This window comes from Faecalibacterium sp. BIOML-A4, assembly GCF_009679665.1.
Lineage (GTDB): Bacteria > Bacillota > Clostridia > Oscillospirales > Ruminococcaceae > Faecalibacterium > Faecalibacterium taiwanense.
Map to the genome: position 1 here is coordinate 19,336 of NZ_WKZG01000007.1, position 20,371 is coordinate 39,706.

At 53.0% G+C, this 20,371-nt stretch carries 25 protein-coding genes and 3 pseudogenes; 24 read left to right on the forward strand and 4 right to left on the reverse strand.

What is annotated here, in order from left to right:
- The first annotated feature begins 6 nt into the window (after positions 1–6).
- Together holA and GKG34_RS06060 are read left to right on the forward strand one after the other, a co-directional pair.
- On the forward strand, positions 7–1,035 hold the full coding sequence (holA, locus tag GKG34_RS06055) for a DNA polymerase III subunit delta (RefSeq protein WP_005946275.1): 1,029 nt from the start codon (positions 7–9) through the stop codon (positions 1,033–1,035).
- On the forward strand, positions 1,032–1,646 hold the full coding sequence (locus tag GKG34_RS06060; RefSeq protein ID WP_005946276.1) for a DUF4093 domain-containing protein: 615 nt from the start codon (positions 1,032–1,034) through the stop codon (positions 1,644–1,646). Before holA ends, GKG34_RS06060 begins: the two co-directional genes overlap by 4 nt.
- A 28-nt stretch (positions 1,647–1,674) precedes the next feature.
- On the opposite strand, the gene GKG34_RS06065 is transcribed toward GKG34_RS06060, so the two are convergent.
- Both GKG34_RS06065 and GKG34_RS06070 read right to left on the reverse strand, forming a co-directional pair.
- Positions 1,675–2,376 carry a sigma-70 family RNA polymerase sigma factor gene (locus tag GKG34_RS06065; protein WP_243111979.1) on the reverse strand — a complete coding sequence of 234 codons (702 nt, stop codon included), beginning with the start codon at positions 2,374–2,376 and terminating at the stop codon, positions 1,675–1,677.
- A 204-nt stretch (positions 2,377–2,580) separates the two neighbouring features.
- Positions 2,581–2,898: pseudogene (locus GKG34_RS06070) on the reverse strand (recombinase family protein); the annotation flags it as partial.
- A gap of 85 nt (positions 2,899–2,983) precedes the next feature.
- On the opposite strand from GKG34_RS06070, the gene GKG34_RS06075 reads away from it, so the two are divergent.
- The 13 genes and pseudogenes from GKG34_RS06075 to GKG34_RS06135 all read left to right on the forward strand — a co-directional run bounded on the left by GKG34_RS06075 (position 2,984) and on the right by GKG34_RS06135 (position 11,084).
- On the forward strand, positions 2,984–3,223 hold the full coding sequence (locus tag GKG34_RS06075; RefSeq protein WP_005946279.1) for a hypothetical protein: 240 nt from the start codon (positions 2,984–2,986) through the stop codon (positions 3,221–3,223).
- 102 nt (positions 3,224–3,325) lie between these two features.
- Positions 3,326–3,964 (forward strand): DUF6198 family protein, encoded by a 639-nt coding sequence (locus GKG34_RS06080; RefSeq protein ID WP_005946280.1) that lies wholly within the window; start codon positions 3,326–3,328, stop codon positions 3,962–3,964.
- Between the two features lie 314 nt (positions 3,965–4,278).
- Complete coding sequence (locus GKG34_RS06085; RefSeq protein WP_005946281.1) at positions 4,279–4,806, forward strand: isochorismatase family protein; 528 nt, start codon at positions 4,279–4,281, stop codon at positions 4,804–4,806.
- 10 nt (positions 4,807–4,816) lie between these two features.
- Positions 4,817–5,344 carry an O-acetyl-ADP-ribose deacetylase gene (locus GKG34_RS06090; RefSeq protein WP_005946282.1) on the forward strand — a complete coding sequence of 176 codons (528 nt, stop codon included), beginning with the start codon at positions 4,817–4,819 and terminating at the stop codon, positions 5,342–5,344.
- An 84-nt stretch (positions 5,345–5,428) separates the two neighbouring features.
- A complete protein-coding gene (gene sfsA / locus GKG34_RS06095) occupies positions 5,429–6,094 on the forward strand; it encodes a DNA/RNA nuclease SfsA (RefSeq protein WP_005946283.1) in 666 nt (221 codons plus the stop codon).
- A 78-nt stretch (positions 6,095–6,172) separates the two neighbouring features.
- Positions 6,173–6,897: pseudogene (locus GKG34_RS06100) on the forward strand (MerR family transcriptional regulator).
- A gap of 105 nt (positions 6,898–7,002) precedes the next feature.
- Positions 7,003–7,380 (forward strand): desulfoferrodoxin family protein, encoded by a 378-nt coding sequence (locus tag GKG34_RS06105; RefSeq protein ID WP_044954283.1) that lies wholly within the window; start codon positions 7,003–7,005, stop codon positions 7,378–7,380.
- A 565-nt stretch (positions 7,381–7,945) separates the two neighbouring features.
- Positions 7,946–8,203, forward strand: a complete 258-nt coding sequence (locus tag GKG34_RS06110) for a helix-turn-helix transcriptional regulator (protein WP_154255800.1) — start codon at positions 7,946–7,948, stop codon at positions 8,201–8,203.
- 86 nt (positions 8,204–8,289) lie between these two features.
- Complete coding sequence (locus tag GKG34_RS06115; protein WP_005946292.1) at positions 8,290–8,751, forward strand: DUF523 domain-containing protein; 462 nt, start codon at positions 8,290–8,292, stop codon at positions 8,749–8,751.
- Entirely contained in the window at positions 8,736–9,512 is a 777-nt protein-coding gene (locus GKG34_RS06120; protein ID WP_005946294.1) for an HAD family hydrolase, read from the forward strand. The genes GKG34_RS06115 and GKG34_RS06120 overlap by 16 nt, the downstream gene beginning before the upstream one ends.
- A 57-nt stretch (positions 9,513–9,569) precedes the next feature.
- Positions 9,570–10,019, forward strand: coding sequence for a low molecular weight protein-tyrosine-phosphatase (locus GKG34_RS06125; RefSeq protein WP_005946296.1), 450 nt, complete (start codon positions 9,570–9,572; stop codon positions 10,017–10,019).
- A 12-nt stretch (positions 10,020–10,031) separates the two neighbouring features.
- Positions 10,032–10,619: a pentapeptide repeat-containing protein gene (locus tag GKG34_RS06130; protein WP_005946297.1), complete on the forward strand. Its 588-nt coding sequence runs from the start codon at positions 10,032–10,034 to the stop codon at positions 10,617–10,619.
- 12 nt (positions 10,620–10,631) lie between these two features.
- Positions 10,632–11,084: an aminoacyl-tRNA hydrolase gene (locus GKG34_RS06135; protein ID WP_005946299.1), complete on the forward strand. Its 453-nt coding sequence runs from the start codon at positions 10,632–10,634 to the stop codon at positions 11,082–11,084.
- A gap of 80 nt (positions 11,085–11,164) precedes the next feature.
- On the opposite strand, the gene GKG34_RS15640 is transcribed toward GKG34_RS06135, so the two are convergent.
- Together GKG34_RS15640 and GKG34_RS06140 are read right to left on the reverse strand one after the other, a co-directional pair.
- A complete protein-coding gene (locus GKG34_RS15640; RefSeq protein ID WP_005946301.1) occupies positions 11,165–11,326 on the reverse strand; it encodes a hypothetical protein in 162 nt (53 codons plus the stop codon).
- A gap of 14 nt (positions 11,327–11,340) precedes the next feature.
- Positions 11,341–12,222, reverse strand: coding sequence for a DUF5131 family protein (locus GKG34_RS06140; RefSeq protein ID WP_005946303.1), 882 nt, complete (start codon positions 12,220–12,222; stop codon positions 11,341–11,343).
- 3 nt (positions 12,223–12,225) lie between these two features.
- Between GKG34_RS06140 and GKG34_RS06145 the strand changes: the two are divergent.
- The 9 genes and pseudogenes from GKG34_RS06145 to GKG34_RS06185 form a co-directional block, all read left to right on the forward strand.
- A pseudogene (locus GKG34_RS06145) lies at positions 12,226–12,672 on the forward strand (ADP-ribosylglycohydrolase family protein); the annotation flags it as partial.
- A gap of 233 nt (positions 12,673–12,905) precedes the next feature.
- Positions 12,906–13,370, forward strand: a complete 465-nt coding sequence (locus tag GKG34_RS06150; RefSeq protein WP_154255801.1) for an Hsp20/alpha crystallin family protein — start codon at positions 12,906–12,908, stop codon at positions 13,368–13,370.
- 249 nt (positions 13,371–13,619) lie between these two features.
- On the forward strand, positions 13,620–14,477 hold the full coding sequence (locus tag GKG34_RS06155; RefSeq protein WP_154255802.1) for a YitT family protein: 858 nt from the start codon (positions 13,620–13,622) through the stop codon (positions 14,475–14,477).
- 107 nt (positions 14,478–14,584) lie between these two features.
- Positions 14,585–15,619, forward strand: a complete 1,035-nt coding sequence (locus tag GKG34_RS06160; RefSeq protein WP_154255803.1) for an alcohol dehydrogenase — start codon at positions 14,585–14,587, stop codon at positions 15,617–15,619.
- Between the two features lie 172 nt (positions 15,620–15,791).
- Positions 15,792–17,531 carry an adenine deaminase gene (gene ade, locus GKG34_RS06165; RefSeq protein WP_154255804.1) on the forward strand — a complete coding sequence of 580 codons (1,740 nt, stop codon included), beginning with the start codon at positions 15,792–15,794 and terminating at the stop codon, positions 17,529–17,531.
- 155 nt (positions 17,532–17,686) lie between these two features.
- A complete protein-coding gene (locus GKG34_RS06170; RefSeq protein WP_005946321.1) occupies positions 17,687–17,959 on the forward strand; it encodes a hypothetical protein in 273 nt (90 codons plus the stop codon).
- Between the two features lie 66 nt (positions 17,960–18,025).
- Entirely contained in the window at positions 18,026–18,517 is a 492-nt protein-coding gene (locus GKG34_RS06175) for an HD domain-containing protein (RefSeq protein ID WP_005946323.1), read from the forward strand.
- 2 nt (positions 18,518–18,519) lie between these two features.
- On the forward strand, positions 18,520–19,032 hold the full coding sequence (locus tag GKG34_RS06180) for an NUDIX domain-containing protein (protein WP_005946325.1): 513 nt from the start codon (positions 18,520–18,522) through the stop codon (positions 19,030–19,032).
- Between the two features lie 139 nt (positions 19,033–19,171).
- On the forward strand, positions 19,172–20,365 hold the full coding sequence (locus GKG34_RS06185; protein WP_005946327.1) for a Fic family protein: 1,194 nt from the start codon (positions 19,172–19,174) through the stop codon (positions 20,363–20,365).
- Positions 20,366–20,371: the final 6 nt, after the last annotated feature.

Sequence of the window (20,371 nt, forward strand, 5' to 3'; positions counted from 1 at the left end):
GCCTGCATGGCGACCGAGACAAAACTCCGGCAGTTGGCGGACAAGGGGTGTCCGGTTTACTATTTTTATTCCAGTGAGCGGTATCTGGTGCGGCAGGCGGTCACAGCCATCACCCGCATCCTGACCGCAGACAGCGACGAGGATGCCACAGTTCTGGATGGAGCTGCGCCGGAGATCGAACAGCTCATCATGGCGGCGGGCACCATCTCATTTTTTGGTACCCGGCGTGTGGTGGTGCTGCCGGAGATCGACCCTGCAGCTTACAGTGACAAGGATCTGGAAGAGTTGAACAGCACCCTTTCCAGTCTGGAAAATGCTGTGGTGGTGCTGGGCAGCGTGTTTGAATTGGAGCGCAGCAAGCTCAAAACAGGCAAGCGCGCACAAAAGCTGATCGCGCAGTGCAAGGCGCTTGGCTACACCGAAGAATTGGCTAAGCCCAAGCCCTTTGAACTGAAAATGATGATGATCGACCGCGCAAAGGAGCAGAAAACCACCCTGCCGGACGGCGCAGCGGCGGCGCTGCTGGAGCGCTGCGGCGAGGATCCGTTCCTTTTGGAAAATGAGGTGGACAAACTCTGTGCATTGTCCGGGTATCAGACGGTCACGGCAGCGATGGTGGCGGAAATGGGCACGGTCAGTCTGGAAGCAGACGTGTTCGAGATGATCCGCATGATCACGGCCAAAAACGCCACAGGTGCCTGCAAAAAGCTGCAGACTTTGCTGCGCCTGCAGCAGGAGCCCATTGCCATTACAGCGGCCATGATCGGCAGCTATGTGGATCTGTACCGGGTCAAGCTGGGGGCAGCAAAACGGAAAAATTACAGCACGGTATTCAAGGATTTTGGCTATAAGGGCAGTGATTACCGGCTCAAGCGGTCGGCCGAAACAGCCTCGCATTACACGCTGGGCCAGATTGAAAACTGTATGCAGGTGCTGCTGGAACTGGACCAGAGCCTGAAAAGCCAGCCTACCGATGACCAGATCCTGCTGGAAACAGCGCTGTGCCGGTTGGCAATGGCGGGGAGCGGACGATGAAGGAAAACGAAATGATCCATACAGGCCGGGTGCTCATTGTGGAGGGCAAGTACGATGCGGCCCGGCTCTCCCATCTGACCGATGCCATGATCCTGCTGACGGATGGCTTTGGCATTTACAGCGACAAAAAGCGCCAGCAGCTGTTCAAAGCGCTGGCGCAGAAAAACGGCCTGATCCTGCTCACGGATTCGGACGCAGCAGGCTTCCGCATCCGCACCTACATCACCAATCTGGTGGGAGAAAAGAATGTGGTTCAGGCTTACGTGCCCGCGATCCACGGCAAGGAAAAGCGCAAGGAACAGCCCGGCAAGGAGGGCCTGCTGGGGGTCGAGGGCGTGGACGATGCCATTGTTCTACAGGCGCTGCGGGATGCCCTTGGCGCTGAGGCGGGTGCCGCAGCGGCCCGCCCGGAAGGACGGCAGATCACCTATACCGACCTCTACGAGTGGGGGCTTTCCGGCAGGCCGGGCAGCGCCGAGCGCAAGGCAAAGCTTCTGAACGCGCTGGGCCTGCCGCCGCGTCTTTCCAAAAAGGAGCTGGTGGAAGCGCTGAATCGACTGTATACTTTTGAACAATTGGACGAATTGCAGTTGAAAATTCTGGATGGCTGACTGCATGGCGCAGGGGTGAGCACACCGTTCACCTCTGCGCTGTTTTTGTGCTCGGAACATCCCACCGCTGGCGCAGAAGTTCCAGCGCATGAGTTTCCAGACGGGAAACATAGCTGCGGCTGATGTCCAGCAGTTTTGCAGTTTCCAGCTGGGTCAGCGGCGGCTGGCCGGAAAGACCATACCGCAGCAGAATGATCTGTCGCTCCCTGGCGGGCAGGCCGTCCAGCAGCTGCCGCATCCGGCGGATATCGTCCTGCGTTTCGCAGGTGTCCTCCATGCAGAAGCTGTCCTGCAGCACATCGGCCAACGTCAGCGCAGAGTCACCATCTGATTCCAGCGCTTCCTGCAGCGAGACGGTCCCGCCGGTTTTGCGGTTCCGGCGGAACTGCATCCGGATCTCATTTTCAATGCACCGGCTGGCGTAGGTGGAAAAGCGTGCCCGACGGTCAGAGTCGAAAGTATCCACTGCTTTCATCAGGCCGATGGTGCCGATGGAAATAAGGTCGTCCTGATCGCCGGGCAGGGCGTAGTATTTTTTTACGATGTGTGCCACCAGACGCAGATTGTGCCGGATCAGTTTTTCCCGTGCGGCAGGGTCACCGGCACGCAGTGCGGAAAAGGCTTCGGTTTCTTCCCGGGCAGAGAGGGGCCGCGGAAAGCTGCCGCTTTCCAGATGAAGCGCCAGAACCAGAAACTTTGTGGCAAAAAATTGCAGAAGAGATAAAAACATGCCGACCCCTCCCCATAGTATCATAAACGGTTACTGTAATTTATGAAGGAGGGCTTGCCTTTTTTCCGGACTCCGGGGCGAACAGTTCTGCCTCATTGTCCACAAAATACTGATAGGCGTCCTTGTCTGCAATCAGGTAGACAGGATTCTGCAAAATCGACTTGATGGAAAACCGGGTGAAAGAACGCCCGTTTTTGTTTTGATGCCCAGCCGTCCCAGTTCTTCAATCAGGCTGGAAAAGTCGCTAATGTTGCGGCTGATGCGGTCCAGACGGTAGACCACAATGGCCTTGAATTTCCGTTCCTTGGCCGCAGTCATCATCTTTTTGAAATCCGGGCGGTTCAGGTTGCCGCCGGAAAAGCCCTCGTCCTCAAAGACAACGGCATGTTCCGCGGCAGCATCGCCGTAGTGAGTGCGGATATATTCGCGGCAGAGGTCGATCTGATTTCCGATACTTTCGCCCTTGCCGGTATAGCGGGACTTGCGGGAATAGATGGCAATGGTGTCAGCAGTTTTGGCCATGAGATACTCCTTTCCTGTTGTCCGGTGGCCGTAGATGCGGCTATTGTAACGCCAACCGCATAGGGCCTTTGGTTCGGCCTACTTTTTGGAGCTGGGCCTCTCGTGCCAGCAGCTCGAACAGAATATCCCGGCCCTCTTCACCGACACCGCGTGCGGCCATGTGCTGTGGGCGAAAGGCTTCGTACAGGACGAGAACGGCTGGGTGGAGCTGAACGCCACCGCCGACGGCCTGACGGCAAACGCTATCCCCAAGGGGCAGGAAGTGCTCATCGTGATCGGGGAGGGGCTGGAAAAAGAACGGATTGAGGTGAGATTAAAGGAATAAGGCGGATCCCCCGTATATCGTTGTATCTTTCCATAAATAGTTTGTCTCCCGCCCAAAGTAGGCGTATAATAGGGGAAAAGAAACGCTAAAGGAGAATCCCCTATGAACGGCACCGCATTGCGCAAACCGACTGCCCGGCGGGTGATGGGCATGGTGGCGGGCATCGTCATCATCGCCCTTGGCATTGCGCTTTTCAAGCAGTCCCACCTCGGCAACGACTCCATCAGCGCCCTGAACATGCGGCTGGCGGAGCTGCTCGGCATCTCGCTGGGCACCCAGAACCTGTGCACGAACATCCTGTTTTTCCTGCTGGAATTCTGGTTCGGGCGCAAGTACATCGGCCTTGGCACCTTCGTCAACGGCATCTGCATCGGGTACATCGTCACGGCGTTCTATGACCCCATTCACGCCCACTTCGGCGACGCGCCGTCGCTGGCGGTGCAGTTGGCGTGGGTCATCGCGGCGGTGCTGGTCACGGCGCTGGGCGCTTCGCTCTACCAGACCGCCGACCTCGGCATCGCGCCCTACGATTACCTTTCCCTCGGTCTGCGGGACTACACACCCTGCCCGTACTTCGGGTGCCGCATCTTCACCGATGCGCTCAGCGCCCTGCTGTGCTGGCTGCTGGGTGGCCTTGTGGGCCTTGGCACCTTGATCTGTGCGTTCTGCCTTGGGCCCTTCATCCAGTTCTTCGATCGGACGTTCTCCCAGAAGGTGCTGCAATACAAACCGAACAATTGAGAAACCCCGCGGCGTCAAATCATACGCTGCGGGGGTCTTTTTTATTGCTGCCGTTAAGCAGAAAATGAAAATGAAGGAGATTTATCTTTCAAAACCGCCTGTGGACTACTGCGGCGATGGGGAGCCATAACAAACCCATCAGACAGGCTTTGGAAGAAGTAAATAGGGATGTGAGAAATGCACTGTCACAGGTTGATGCCGATTCCAAGGATCACGAATAGGATCGCCAGACAGATGCAGCTTAACATTTATCTGGAGATGGCCCAAGGATAAAATGGTAGCATGAAATCAAAGAAAAACAGGAGGGCTTACACATGGTTTTACTGATTGTGGATACACAAAAAGGTATCGTGGATGAACGCCTGTACGCGTTTGAAACGTTTGTCAGCAACATCAAGGAGCTGATCCGGACTGCCCGCGAACAGGGAATCGAGGTCGTCTATGTCCAGCATGACGATGGACCCGGCACTGGCTTTTCCATCGGGGACGATGAATTTGAGGTCTATTCCGAATTTGCACCGCTGCCGACTGAAAGACGGTTCGTCAAAACCGTATGCAGTGCGTTCAAAAAAGAGAGCGGCCTGCTGGAATATCTGACGAAAAAGGACGAAAAAGACGTGATGGTCTGCGGCATCATGACCGACTTCTGCATCAATGCAACGGTGGAGGCGGGCTTTGAGCATGGCCTGCACATGATCGTTCCTGCCTATGCAAATTCCACGCAGGACAACGAGTATATGACAGGGGAGCAGAGCTACCACTATTACAATGAATTCCTCTGGCCGGACCGCTATGCCGATTGTGTGCCCATGGACAAGGCGCTGGAGCTGCTCAAAAAGTGAGGTGTTTACAATGATTTCTGAAAAAGTAAAAAATCAGATTCAAGTGGTGCAGGGGGATATTACTAAGCTGGACTGTGACTGCATCGTGAATGCGGCCAATCGCAGTCTGCTGGGTGGCGGCGGTGTGGATGGTGCCATCCACCGGGCAGCAGGGCCGGAATTGTTGGCGGAGTGCCGCACGCTGCACGGCTGCCGCACCGGAGAAGCAAAAATCACTAAGGGCTACCGGTTGAAAGCAAAGTATATCATTCATACGGTAGGGCCGATTTATTCCGGCACAGCAGAGGATGCTGCGCAGCTGGCGGACTGCTACCGCAATTCGCTGGACCTTGCCAAAGAGCATGACGTCCACAGCATTGCGTTCCCGGCAATTTCGACCGGCGTGTATGGATACCCGCTGGAAGATGCCACGGAGATTGCAGTCAAAACAGTGGCACAGTGGCTGGAAGATCACGCGGATTACGCCATGCAGGTGATTTTCTGCTGCTTCGATGCCCGGACGGAGCGGGTGTATCAGGTAAGAACTCTGCAACAGTGAAAGCGGCAGGATGGTCGTGGAACTGTATCTTGGTAAACAGGATGGGCATGGCTCCCGAATCCTGTACTGAAAATGGAGTAAAGATTGAAATACAGAGAAATCGCAGACGGCATTTTTGTTGACCGTCCCAACCGCTTTATTGCCCATGTGGAAGTGAATGGAGCAGTGGAAACCGTCCATGTCAAGAACACCGGGCGGTGCAGGGAACTGCTGTTGCCCGGTACTGCGGTGCGGCTGGAAGTGTCGGACAACCCGAAACGCAAAACAAAATACGACCTTGTGGCGGTACACAAGCAGGGCCTCGGCTGGGTCAATATGGACAGTCAGGCACCCAATAAGGTGGTAGGGGAGTGGCTTGCAAAACAGGGCTACGACTATATCAAGCCGGAATTCACCTATGGGAAGTCCCGCATCGACTTTTATATGGAAAAGGGCGAGCAAAAGTATCTGATGGAAGTCAAAGGCTGCACACTGGAAGTGGACGGTATCGGCTATTTCCCGGATGCACCTACCGAGCGCGGTGTGAAGCACCTGCACGAGCTGGCACAGGCACAACGGAAGGGATATCAATGCGCAGTGGCTTTCGTGATTCAGATGGAAGGCATCACCGAGGTGCGGCCAAATGTCAGCACACAGCCGGAGTTTGGTACGGCACTGGCCGAAGCAAAGGCCGCAGGTGTGCGGGTGCTGTTTCTGCTCTGCCGTGTGGGGCGTGACAGCTTGGAAATCGTGGAGCAGAGGGAAGGCTGAAAAATTTTTCAGAAAACCTCTTGACCCTGACGCAGCGTCATAGCGTATACTGTGGCTGTCGCAAGGGAGGACAGCAAGATGATGACAGTGAACGAAGTGAGCAAGCAGACCGGAGTGAGCATCCGGACCCTGCAATATTACGATAAAATCGGTCTGCTGCGCGCGGCGGGCCGTACCGAAGCAGGCTATCGGCTGTATGACGATGCCGCGCTGGAACGTTTGCAGCAGATCTTATTGTTCCGGGAACTGGAATTTCCGCTGAAGGACATCCAGAAAATCGTGGAGAATCCTGCTTTTGACCGGCAGAAAGCACTGGAACAGCAGATCACACTTCTGACATTGAAAAAGCAGCATCTTGAAGATCTGATCGGCATTGCGCAGAAAATTCGATCCACAGGAGGAATGGTTATGGACTTTACCGCATTTGATACGCAGAAGATCAAGAAGTATACCGAGCAGGCCAAAAGGAATGGGGCGAAACGCCGGAATACAAAGAGTTTGAGGAAAAAACTGCCCATAAGACCGAGAAAGAGGTCAAGGACATGAGCAGTCAACTGATGGACATCGTGGCGGCATTCGGCGGGATGCAGAGCAAAGACCCGGCGGACTCTGAAGTGCAGGCACAGGTGAAGAAGCTGCAGGAGTTTATCACAGAGCACTACTATAACTGTTCCAAGGCGATCCTGAATCAGCTGGGGCAGATGTATGGGGCAGGCGGAGCATTTACGGAAAACATCAATGCTGCCGGCGGTGCCGGTGCCGCAGAATTTGCGCAGAAAGCCATTGAGATTTATTGCAAGTGAGCCCCAAAACGCTTTGCGTGATTCAGTTACAGAAATCATAAATAGGAAATGTTATCATATAGATACAAGAAACACACTGATAACATTCCAATGGAGGATTTCGATATGAAGGCAAAGTTTTACATCTGCAATCACTGCGGCAACCTCGTCACTACCATCCATAACGCAGGCGTTCCGCTGGTCTGCTGCGGGGAGAAAATGAAAGAGCTGGTTCCCAATACGGTGGAAGCCAGCGGCGAGAAGCATCTGCCGGTGGCAGAGCTTTCCGGCAGTCGTCTCACGGTCACAGTGGGCGCGGTGGAGCACCCCATGGCGGATGTTCACTATATTCAGTGGATTTTTGTGGAGACTGAGAACAGCGGGCAGATCCGCTATCTGAATCCGGGGCAGGCTCCCAACGTAGGGTTTGAATTGGGAAGTGAAAAGCCGGTGGCTGTTTACGCATACTGCAACCTGCATGGCCTTTGGATGACGAAACTCTGATACAATCAATGCAAACAGGGAGTGATTTGATGTCACTCCCTGTTTTTTGATGAGAATTTAATGTTGGCTGAAGCGTCTTTTCTTTTGACGGTTACAATGAAGCAGCAGACCAGAGTGGTATCTGTAAGAATAGGAGACTTGCAACGAAACTTAAAACTAACTTGCAACAAACTTGCAATCTACGGATAAGCTGCGTGTAAGAGCTTTATACGGTTCTTTTGGCTCGGAACTGTGTGTAAACGGGATAGATAAAATGAGCGGACACACTATATGTGTTTGTTAAATACCATTGGCGTTTGATTTTTTGCGTGGAATCGTGAAAATAAGACCTGTGAAAAACGTAGAAAATTTGATATGTTTGCGCTGCAAACTAAGACATATTGATGCTTTTGAAACGAGTTTATAGTGAAATATGTGTAATTCGAGTGCAGATATTCATTCTTGTGAGTTTGTTGTGTGAATTTGTCACGTTCTGCCGCAAAAAGGACTTGACGGAAAAAATACTCTGTGGTAATTTATGAGCAAATTCGCTTTTGTGAAATAAAGTCGAATTTGAATCCGCGATTTGCGGAAAAAGCAAGGAATTACGCAGGAACAGCTGAGTATAATGCTGAACATTAGTGCGAACCATCTTGCAAAAGTTGAAACGGGAAGCCGCTGCTGCTCGATTGAGTTGCTGCAGGATCTTTCGTCCTGCCTGAATGTCAGAACGGACTATCTGCTGAACGGAGATGCACCGCATAACAACCATCTGAGGGAAAGACTGACGTTTCCTGCACAGGAATTAGAAAAGATTACGGCGGACCTCCCGGTATGGGGATAGGAAAAAGCAGAATCCTCTTTTTCAATGCCCAAAAGCGTGGTAGAATAGGGAAAAGATTCAGTATCTGAAAAACGGAGCGCGCAACAATGAAGATTCTGGTCAGCGCCTGCCTGCTGGGCGAAAACTGCAAATACAGCGGCGGAAACAATTACAATCAGGCGGTCTGTGATTTTGCGCGGGGGCATCAGGTGGTTCCGGTCTGCCCGGAGGTGCTGGGCGGCCTGCCCACACCGCGGTGCCCGGCGGAAATCGTGCAGGGTGTTGTCACGAACAAAGAGGGCATCAATGTGGACCGGGAGTTCCGAGCGGGCGCAGCCAAGGCCCTTGCCATCGCAAAAGAAAATAGGGTGGAGCTTGCCATCCTGCAATCCCGCAGTCCCAGCTGCGGCGTGAAGGAAATCTACGACGGAACGTTTTCCGGGACAAAGATTCCCGGACAGGGCGTTTTTGCGAAAATGCTGATGGACGAAGGCGTCCGTGTTCTGGATGCCGGGGAATTGCCTAAAATTATCTTGAAAAATGAGGACGGAAAATGTCAATCAAACTGATTTGCAGCGATATTGACGGTACGCTGCTGCAATACGGCAAAAAGGAACTGGAAGACGAGATCTTTGAGCAGATACGGGAGCTGCATCGGCGCGGCATTTTGTTCTGCCCGGCATCCGGCCGGCAGTATACCAGCCTGCGCAAGCTCTTTGCACCGGTGGCAGACTGCTGTGTGTTTCTTTGTGAGAACGGCGGCGTGATCTATAAAGACGAACAGTGCATCGCCAAGAACCCGATGCCGCGTGCATTGGCCGAAGAAATCGCCAACGACCTGTGGACCCGCAGCGACGGGCAGGGCGAAGTGATGCTTTCCGGCCAGAATACTGCATACCTGATGGAGCGGGGTCTGGGAATGCTCAAGCGTATTCAGTTCATCGGGAACAACTATCAAATCATCCATGACCCTTCCGAGGTGCCGGAGGAGATCACAAAAGTATCGGTGTATCTGCACGAAGGCGTAGAATCTTACACGGAACGGTTTGTCCCACGATGGAAAGAGGCGAACTGCGCTGTGGCAGGGCCGTACTGGATCGACACCACCTTTGCCAACAAGGGCATCGGTGTGCGCAGCATCTGCAAGACTCTGGACATCGCCCTTGCCGATGTGATGGCTTTTGGCGACAATTATAACGATGTGTCGATGCTGGACATTGTGGGTGTGCCCTACATTATGGATGGTGCCGCCGCACCGCTGCGGGAAAAGTACCCGAACCATACACCCCGCCCAGAGGATGTGCTGCGGGAGTTCTTGAAGCAGAACTGAATTTTGCACGCATGTGTGCAAAATTCAAAATGATACGGTATAAGGAAATATTTTGACATGACGAAAGTGCTTTTCATCTGCCATGGCAACATTTGCCGCAGCCCGATGGCCGAATTTGTAATGAAAGACTTGGTGGCCAAAGCCGGGCTTTCTGATAAATTTGAAATCGCATCCGCGGCCACCAGCACCGAGGAGATCGGCAACCCGGTCTATCCGCCCGCCCGGCGGAAACTGGCCGAGCACGGCATCTCCTGCGAGGGTAAAACCGCCCGGCAGATGACCCGGAGGGATTACGAAACCTACGATTATCTGATTGCCATGGATCACAACAACCTGCGCAATATGGCGCGCTTTGTGGGCGGCGACCCGGAGCATAAAGTGTCTCTGCTGATGGATCATACCCGCCGCCCCGGCGATGTGGCCGACCCATGGTATACCGGGGACTTTGAAGCTACCTGGCAGGACGTGCTGGAGGGCTGCACAGCTTTGCTGGAAGAACTGCGCTGACAGGAGAATTTTATGACAGAGCGTTATTGTGAAGGTGAACGGTTTGCTGACCTGTCGTTCACCGAGGAGACTTTTGAGGACTGCGACTTTACCGACTGCGTGTTTGTGGATTGCTCCTTTACCAAATGCGAACTGGATCATACCACGCTGAATGAGTGCAAATTCGTGCGGTGTGAGATCACAGGTCTGCGCAGTACCCATTCCTCGGTGCAGTCGCTGGATTTTGAGGACTGCCGTTTGCAGGAAATCGAGTGGGCACCGCTGATGTCCAACGGTGCCTTCCCAGACCCCATTCACACGCTGAAAGAGTGCAGTCTGAAATATAACACCTTCACCGAAATGAACTTTAACCGCTTCGACTTTTCGGACGGCAACGAAATTGTCGGCTCCATGTTTGCCAAATGCGAGATGCAGCTGGCGAATTTCAAGGGTGTAGAACTTCACGAAACGGAGTTCTACCAGTGTGATCTGCGCAAGGCGGATTTCCGGGATGCCGCCGGTTATAAGGTGGACATTCTGGGCAGCCGCCTGAAGGATGCGAAATTTTCCCTGCCGGAAGCGGTGAATCTGCTGGCAGATTTGAAGATCAAGCTGTCGTAAGAAGGAGAAAAAATGCGTCAACTCATCATTGCACGAAAAGATCTGCAGATGTCTCCCGGTAAGCTGGCGGCGCAGTGCTGCCACGCTTCGCTGGCATTCCTCACCGACCCCATCGGCATGGGACAGGGCGTGGAACCCATTGAGAAAGACGGAGAAATTACCGGCTATCGGGCAGAAATCATGTTGGAGAAAGCAACCTATGAAGAATGGTTCGATGGCTCTTTTACCAAAACTATCTGCGGGGCAAAGAACCGCAATCAACTGCTGAAAGCAAAGACAATTGCCGAGGAATTGGGCCTTGTGGAAAACAAAGACTTCTTCCTTATCCGGGATGCCTGCCACACCGAGCTGGAGCCGGAAGAATTTGATGAAAACGGAGAAGGCATGACCCTGACCTGCATCGGTTTCCGCCCGCTGCCGGATGAAATTGCACATCAGATCAGCCATAAGTTCCATTTGTATTGAGTGCTGGTTCGCGGAATAATAAAAATAGTCCCGGCCATTCTCCTGTGACATACAGGAAAATGGTCGGGATATTTTGCTTTTTATTGAAGATTCATCCCCGCCGCCAGTGCATCCTCGGCGGCGGGGTCTGTGTGGTAGTAGTCGCTGACGTAAACGCCGAACGCAACGCAGACGGCCAGCAAAACAGCCAGCAGGCAGAGAAAAGCTCTGCGGAAAAACGATTTTTTCTTCTGGTTCTTCATAGAACTTCTTTATTTTATAAGCATTTTCCACAGTCACTGCAGCCGTTGCAGATCAACTTGCTGCCGCAGGTCTCGCAGTTTGCGCGGAAATGAGGCACATAGAGATCTTCCTGCGAGATGGGATAGCCCCAGTCGTCCACGAGGTCAAAACGGATGGGCTTGCCCTGAAAGTTCATACCGGATTTATAAGCCATCCGGCTTTGCAGCTGCTTGCTGGGCAGGTGGTAGCGTTTACCGTCTTTGATGAACACAGTGCCAGTCTCGATAAAGCAGAAGGTCACGTTGGCATCCACGCATTCCTGCCGGAGAGACTTGACCCAATCAAAATTGCAGGGGCGGGCACCATCGTAGTTTTCGCCGCCGCAGATGACCTGCTCGATCTGCCCGGCGGTAAGGTACTGCCGGATGCTTACTGGTCCGATGAAGGGCGCGCACATAATGCCCTTGTGCTTGAAGGGCAGGTCAAACAGGATGGGAATGCGCTCATCGGCGCGGCGCTGATTTTCACAGGTGACGTTGAAAAAGATGTTGTCCCAACCGCTGCCCCAGTCCGGCGGCAGGCACTCCCGTACCCGCTGCGGCCGTTTGGTGAGCAGAAAAAACACCACATCGCTGCGTTGGCGCATGATGTCCCACGCCTCAGCCCGCCACGGGTCGGCTTCTTCCAAGAAAAAATCCGAGGTCATGCAGACCCGGATCTGCTCACCACTCTGGATTTTGTAGTGTCCGGTGCGGTCTTTCTGGAGCGGATAGGAAAAGCCGCTTTTCGTTTTGTAGATCTCGGCTCCGTTCTGGTCCCGCATCCGGTCGAGAAAATACATGTAACAGTTCTGGCAGCCCTCGCTGCACTTGACGCAGCCGTGCCATGGATTCCAGATGTCGTGCAGGAAGCTCACCTTCTTTCTATGGCAAAAGTGACCGCTGAAATCACCCACAACCACCCGGAGGGCATCAAGGGCGCACAGGCCACGGCGGCAGCAATTTTTCTGGCTCGTACCGGCCACAGCAAGCCGGAGATCAAGCGGTATGTGGAGCAGACCTTCGGTTATGACCTGAACCGTACCTGCGATGAAATTCGGCCGACCTATCATCATGTGGAGACCTGTCAGGAAACTGTGCCGGAAGCAATCATTGCTTTTCTGGAAAGCGTCAGTTTTGAGGATGCACTTCGCAATGCGGTCTCTCTGGGCGGCGACAGCGACACCCTTGCCTGCATCACCGGCGGCATTGCCGAAGCTTTTTACGGGATGCCGCAGGAACTGCGGGACGAGACTTTGAAACGTCTGCCGGAGGATATCCGGGAAGGATATGAGCTGTTGCGCTTCATGATTGCCAAGATGATATAAAATGCGATGATGCGACTGAATTTCGAAAAGATTGCATAGGATTTTATAAAAGTATTATTCTTTTATGAATTTTAGCACTCTTCTATTGACACTGCTAATGAACGGTGCTATAACAGTGGCGTGCTCAGGAGGAAGGGCAAAAGGAGAGCCGCAAGACTCCCCGGAAAGCTCTTCCGAGTGGACGCTTCAGATTTTTTGCCCCGACCCGAACGCCGGGATTGGAGGAATGATTTATGCTTATGCCGACTGTTTTCCATGAAAACCTGTTCGATGATTTCTTCGATCCGTTCTGGAATGACGCTGCACTGGAACGTATGATGAACCGTGAGGCTCGTGATACCTTTGGTAAGCGCGGTGCAAACATGATGAAGACCGATGTCAAACAGACGGACAACGGCTACGAAGTAGCTGTTGACCTGCCGGGCTGCAAGAAGGAAGACGTCCAGATGAAACTGGACGACGGCTACCTGACCATTCAGGCAGTGCGCAGCCACAGCAACGACGAAAAGGATAAGAAGGGCCGCTATCTGCGGCGCGAATCCTTCTCCGGCACCTGCGCGCGCAGTTTCTACGTGGGCGATGTGAAGAAGGAAGACATCCACGCAAAGTTCGAGGATGGCGTCCTGCACATCGAGCTGCCCAGCTCTAAGCAGACGAAGGCTTTGCCTGAGAACCCGAATCTGATTGCAATCGAGTAAAACGCCGGTCGTGTGCGCCAAAGCACAACGCACATAAGATGCCCCCGGAGAGCCGCAACAAGCCCTCCGGGGGCATTTTTGTTTCGCTATCTTTTCCGCAAGGGAAAACCATGGTATACTGAGAACAGCAACTCAGAATTTATGGAGGTACCTCACTATGGAATACAAACGCTTTGGCGGTAAGCTCCTTGTCCGCATCGACAAAGATGAGGAGATCGGTGAAACAAATTTGATTTTAGGGGGACAAAGATGAGTGATGTAAAAGGAAAGACCGGCGCAGTCCTGAGGGAGACGGCAGTCCTGACCGGGGCGGTGGCGATCATTGCGGCGGGCGTTTTCTTTTTTCTGGTGCCGAGCCATACATCTGTCAGCAGCATTTCCGGCCTTGGCATCGTGCTGTCCAATTTTGTGCCGCTGCCCTTGTCGGTCATTACGATGATCCTGAACGTCGTGCTTCTCATCATCGGGTTCTTTACCTGCGGCAGAGAATTTGGCGCAAAGACCGTATACACCAGTGTGCTGCTGCCGGTGTTTCTGGGGCTGTTTGAAAAGCTGTTCCCGGAGTTCAGCTCGATGACCGGCAGTCAGGAGCTGGACGTGCTGTGCTATATTCTGGTGGTTAGCATCGGGCTGAGTATTTTGTTCAACCGCAATGCATCCTCCGGCGGGCTGGATATCGTGGCAAAGATCATGAACAAGTACCTGCACATGGAATTGGGAAAAGCCATGTCTCTGTCGGGAATGTGTGTGGCGCTTTCCGCGGCCCTGGTCTACGATAAAAAGACTGTGGTGCTGAGTATCCTCGGTACTTACTTCAACGGCATCGTGCTGGACCATTTCATCTTTGATAACAGCATCAAACGCCGCGTCTGCATCATCACCGAAAAAGAGGAGGCGCTGCGTCAGTTCATCCTCCATGACCTGCACAGCGGTGCGACCATGTACGAGGCCATCGGTGCATACAATCTGGAAAAGCACAACGAGATCATTACCATCGTGGACAAGAGCGAATATCAGAAGTTGATGAACTTTATCAACCGGGAAGACCCCAAGGCTTTTGTTACCATTTACAATGTGTCCAGCATGCAGTATCAGCCCAAGATCTGATCGGCGGAGAGCTGCCGCAAAGGACGGGCCTTTTGCGGCTTGCTCTTTGCCATAGCTGCGTGGTATACTCAAGTCCGGAAAGATCAAAGCGCATGGAGGGAATAAGCATGCTGACCTATACCTATGTTTCAGAGGGAACGTTTGCCCTGATGGAAAAACCAAAGCCGGTGCTGCAGCACGAGCGGGACGCCATTGTAAAGGTGACCCTTGCCAGTATCTGCTCCAGCGATCTGCACATCAAGCACGGCAGCGTGCCCCGGGCGGTGCCCGGCATCACGGTAGGGCACGAGATGGTGGGCATCGTAGAAGAAGTGGGTAGTGCGGTGACCAATGTGAAACCCGGCGACCGGGTGACGGTGAACGTGGAAACCTTCTGCGGAGAGTGCTTTTTCTGCAAAAAAGGCTTCGTGAACAACTGCACCGATCAAAACGGCGGCTGGGCGCTGGGCTGCCGCATCGACGGCGGGCAGGCCGAGTATGTCCGGGTGCCCTTTGCGGATCAGGGACTGAACAAGATCCCGGACGGCGTTACCGATCGGCAGGCGCTACTGGTGGGCGATGTGCTGGCCACCGGCTTTTGGGCGGCACGCATCTCGGAAATCACCCCCGAGGATACCGTGCTGATCCTCGGTGCAGGGCCGACCGGCATCTGCACGCTGCTGTGCGTCATGCTGCACAGCCCCAAGCGCATCATCGTCTGTGAAAAGGACGCAAGCCGCCTGCAGTTCATCCGTCAGCACTACCCGCAGGTGCTCACGGTGCAGCCGGAGGACTGCGCCGCCTTTGTGCGCGCCAACAGCGACCACGGCGGGGCAGATGTGGTGCTGGAAGTGGCAGGGGCGGACACTACCTTCCGGCTGGCGTGGGAGTGCGCAAGACCCAACGCCATCGTGACCGTGGTGGCGCTGTACGATAAGGCACAGACCCTGCCGCTGCCGGAAATGTACGGCAAAAACCTCACCTTTAAGACCGGCGGCGTGGACGGCTGCGATTGTGAAGAAACGCTGCGTCTCATCGCAGAAGGCAAGATCGATACCGAACCGCTCATCACCCACACCTACCCCCTGTGCCGGATCGCAGAGGGCTACGAGCTGTTTGAAAAGAAACGGGACAGCGTGATCAAGGTGGCAGTGGAATGCTGACGGTCTGCGCCAAGGCACAACGCACATAAAGTGGCCCCGGAGAGCTGTAACAAGCCCTCCGGGGCCATTTTTGTTTCCCGACATCTTTTCCGCAGCGGCAAGGCGTGGTAGAATAATGGCAGAACCAATCCACAGGTGAGAAAATCGAACTTCAGAGAGAGGAGATGTTTCTATGCAGTCTGATGAGCTGAAACGCCGGATCTCGGCAGGCAGAGGAGATGCTTTGGCTGATCTGGTTTTGAAAAATGCCAGAATTGTCAATGTGTTTACCGATGAGATCGACAACGCTGATATTGCCATCAGCGGAAATTCGATCGTGGGCGTGGGTGCGTATCACGGCCGGAAAGAAGTTGATCTGCACGGCAAATATGTCTGCCCGGGCCTGATCGATGGGCATATCCACATCGAAAGCTCCATGCTCTGTGGTCCGGCTTTCGAGCAGGCAGTGCTGCCCCACGGTACCACTGCGGTGGTCACAGACCCACACGAGATCTCGAACGTTGCGGGGCTGGAAGGCTTGGATTTTATGCTGGAAACGACAAAAAATCTGACCCTTTCGGTTTATTTCATGCTGCCCTCCTGTGTGCCGGCCACGGATCTGGATGAATCCGGCGCGGTGCTGAACGCAGAACAGCTCCGGCCTTACTACGGCAATCCCCGCGTGCTGGGGCTTGCGGAACTGATGAACGCCTATGGAACGGTGCGCTGTGACCCGAAGATCCTGCAGAAGATCCGCGACTGCACCGAAGCGGGAAAGATCGTGGATGGCCATGCACCGCTCTTGAGCGATAAGGACCTGAATGCTTATATTGCGGCAGGCGTTCAGTCCGATCACGAGTGCTCCAACATCGAGGAAGCCATGGAAAAACTCCGGCGCGGACAATACATCATGATCCGGGAAGGAACGGCTGCCAAAAATATGGAGGCCCTGATGCCGCTGTTCCGGGAGCCCTATTGCAGCCGCTGTATGCTGGTGACGGATGATAAGCACCCCGGTGACCTGCTGGACAGCGGCCACATCGATTCCAACATCCGTAAAGCGATCCGGCTGGGCGCAGATCCAGCAGTGGCCGTCAAAATGGCAACGCTGGTCCCGGCACAGTATTTTGGGTTCAAGCAGCGCGGTGCCGTAGCACCGGGGTATGCTGCCGACCTCATTGTAGTATCGGATTTTGAATCCTTTACGGTCGAACAGGTTTACAAGAATGGCACGCTGGTGGCCGAGCACGGAAAAACGCTGAAACCCGCACCGCTTGACATCGACCGTGTGAGATTTTCCCACGTTATGGATTCCTTTGATCTGGATGAGATCACGCTGCAGGACCTGGAACTTCGGGAAAGCGGGGAGCAGGAGCGTGTCATCTGCCTGAACCGGGGCGAGCTGCTTACGGAGGAAAAAATCATCCCGTTCCAACGGCATCCGGGCAAAGCTCCCGGTGTGGACCCGGAACACAACATCGTAAAACTGGCCGTTTTTGAGCGGCATCATCACTCCGGCCATGTGGGCATTGGCTTTTTAGGAAACTTCAGCCTGAAATGCGGAGCCGTTGCATCGAGCATCGCACATGATTCCCATAACCTGATTGTGGCAGGGGACAACGATACCGATATGATGCTGGCCGGCAACACTGTGCGGAAAAACAAAGGCGGACTTGCGTTTGTGGCAGATGGACAGGTCGTGGCAGAACTTGCGCTTCCGGTGGCCGGATTGATGAGCACCGAAAGCGCAGAGAGCGTTGCGGCGAAAATGCAGGCGCTGAACGATGCCCTCAAGGCACATGGCGTGGCGGAAGACATCGGCATTTTTATGACCCTCGCCTTCGTCAGCCTTCCGGTCATTCCAAAACTCAGACTGAATACATACGGCATCATCGATGTAGCGCAGCAGAAAGTCGTTCCGGCTGTTTTTTAATACGCGACAACAAAAATACTGCCGGAGACCGACCCGAATGGTCCGTCTCCGGCAACAGAACAGTTCGTTCCTACTCATAGAAACGAGCCGCATCAAGAGAAAAATTGACGGAAATTCTTATTTGATAAATCGGAATTTAATGGAGGGATGTTTCTATGAAATCTTTTGTTTGCAGTTTGTGTCACAATGGCATACTTGGAGGAGGTCTGTACCTCGATAGTCAGTCGCTTACTTACAAGACAAACAAGCTTACAGTTGACAAAAAATACAGAAATTTAGTTTTGCCGATGCAGGAAATAAAAGAAATCTCTTGGAAGTGGATAGTCTTTCCAATTGCAACAGTTAATATGAAAAATGGAGAACTATATAAATTCATTATTTTCAATAAATCACGCTTTACAAAATGGTTTCAAGAGTATTCTCGATAAATACAAAGTGCCAAATTCGCGTTTATCAAGGTGAACATTTAAGTATTAAAAACGGGAGTGAAACAAATGATGACCATTGCACAGATCATGGAAAAGATGATCGCCTTTTCCGAAGGGAATATCCATGACATCACGCACCTGAGCTGCGTGTGGACCTATGCCAAAACCATTGGTGAGCTGGAGGGGCTGGACGCAGACACGCAGTTTATTCTGGAGGTGGCGGCCATCACCCACGATATCGCCTGCCCGCTCTGCCGCAAAAAATACGGCAACACCAATGGTAAATATCAGGAGCAGGAGGGTGCCCCGCTGGTGCGGGAGTTCTTGGCGGATACCGGCATGGCAGCAGAACAGATCGACCGTGTGGCCTATCTGGTAGGGCACCACCATAGCCCGGCGCAGATCGACGGCATTGACTATCAGATTCTGATTGAGGCAGATTATATCGTCAATGCGTCCGAAAGCGGGTACGACCAGCAGGCAATCCGAACCTTTATGGAACATACGATGAAGACGGCAGCAGGTATCCAGCTGACGAAAGCAGTGTTTGGAGTGTAAAAATGATTCAGAAGCATTGCTTTGAATGCGGTACGGCATTGATTGAAAAAGAACTGGAAGAAGAGGGCATTGTGCCTTATTGCCCGAAATGCCAGCAATACCGGTTCCAGATGTACAATGTGGCAGTCAGCATGATTGTTGTGGATGAGGAGACCGGGAAAATTCTGCTCATCCAGCAGTACGGTAAGTCCTCTTATATTCTGGTGGCTGGATATGTGAACCGCGGTGAGGCAGAAGAACACGCCGCGGTACGGGAAGTCCGGGAAGAAACCGGGTTGGAAGTAGAGCACCTCCGGTTCAACCGTACTAAGTTTTTTGAGCCGTCCAACACGCTGATGTGCAACTTTACGGCTTTCGTCAGAACCGCAAAGGCGCTGCATATCAACCACGAAGTGGACCGCTGCAAGTGGTTCACCCCGCAGGAAGCCAGAGAAAACATCCGTCCCAACAGCCTTGCAGCGGAATTTTTGAATGTGTATCTGGACGAAGTGGGGAATAAGCCGATGGAGATGTGATTCGTGGCTGTGCCACGGGAATTTTGACGGAAAGTATGGAAAAAAAGTTGGTTCGGCCTGTTTCGGTTGACTTTTTTATAAAGAATCGATATATTGATACTATATAGTATCAATAAGTATCAACTGCGAGGTGGACAGAATGGATGGGGCACAGTTTGCCAAAATGCTTTCAGATAAGCATTTGTTTGAACTCAATCGGATGGAATACAAGTACTCGACTGTCAGCGTCAAAGAATTTGCCGAATTGCTGCGGCAAAACTTTGCGCAGCCTCTGCCGTTGACTGATTTTTCTGGAAATAAGCTGTTTTACCTGCCGAACCTCGCGCAAATTTCAACAAATGGTATGAAGCAGTTGCTCTCTGTCCCTGTCAGTGGACAAAACTTCGGTTTGTCGGCGATGACCGAGGAAATTTATGCTACTTTTCAAATTGAAAGTATCCGCTCGACCCGCAGCAGTATCCGTTATATCCTCGATGGTTATGCCCCTCGTGATGAACAAGAAGCCCGCATCTATGGTATGAAGCGCGGACTGGAGTTTATCGCGAATCGTCAGAATAGGATCACCGAGGAGAATCTGCATCACCTATATCAGATCAGCACAGGGGATTATCTCCCGGATGAAGATCGATTACTGCCAAACCACTTTTATCGGCATGGTGAGGTTTTTATTGTGGGCGGTGAAGAACCCAGACCGGGACTTCCGGCAGAGCGGCTTCCCGGTGCCATGAAATGTCTTGTCGATTTTGCGAATGCCAATGACGGCATCAATGAGCTGCATAAGGCTGCCATTCTGCACTTTGCTTTTGCATACTACCACCCCTATTTTGACGGGAATGGACGCACTGCACGGCTATTTCACCTCTGGTATCTTGTTCAGCAGGGCTATCCTGCGGCACTGTTCACGCCGCTTTCCCGATACATCGCTGAAAACAAGGGCGCATATTACAAAGCCTACGAACGCGTGGAGAGAAATGCTCTGATTTCCGGCTATACGGATGTGACTCCCTTTCTGTTCTACTTCTGCAATGAGGTCTATAACCGCCTGCAGGTGGATGCAGTCCCGCCGAAAACTGATCTTGAGGTATATCAAACTGCTCTTGCGGAAGGAAAAATCACAGAAAAAGAACGGCTACTCTGGGAGTATGTTCTGTCTGCTTATGGTGCAGAGGAGTTTACCACAAAGCAGCTGGAAAAGGATTTCCGAAACGCTGCGTATGCAACCATTCGGACGTTTGTGATGAAATTCCATGAGATGGGGCTGGTTACTGCAAGAAAAGCAGGAAACAGGGTGTTCTATCGTGTCGGTGGGACTTCTGACGGTCGGCCATTATAATGAATC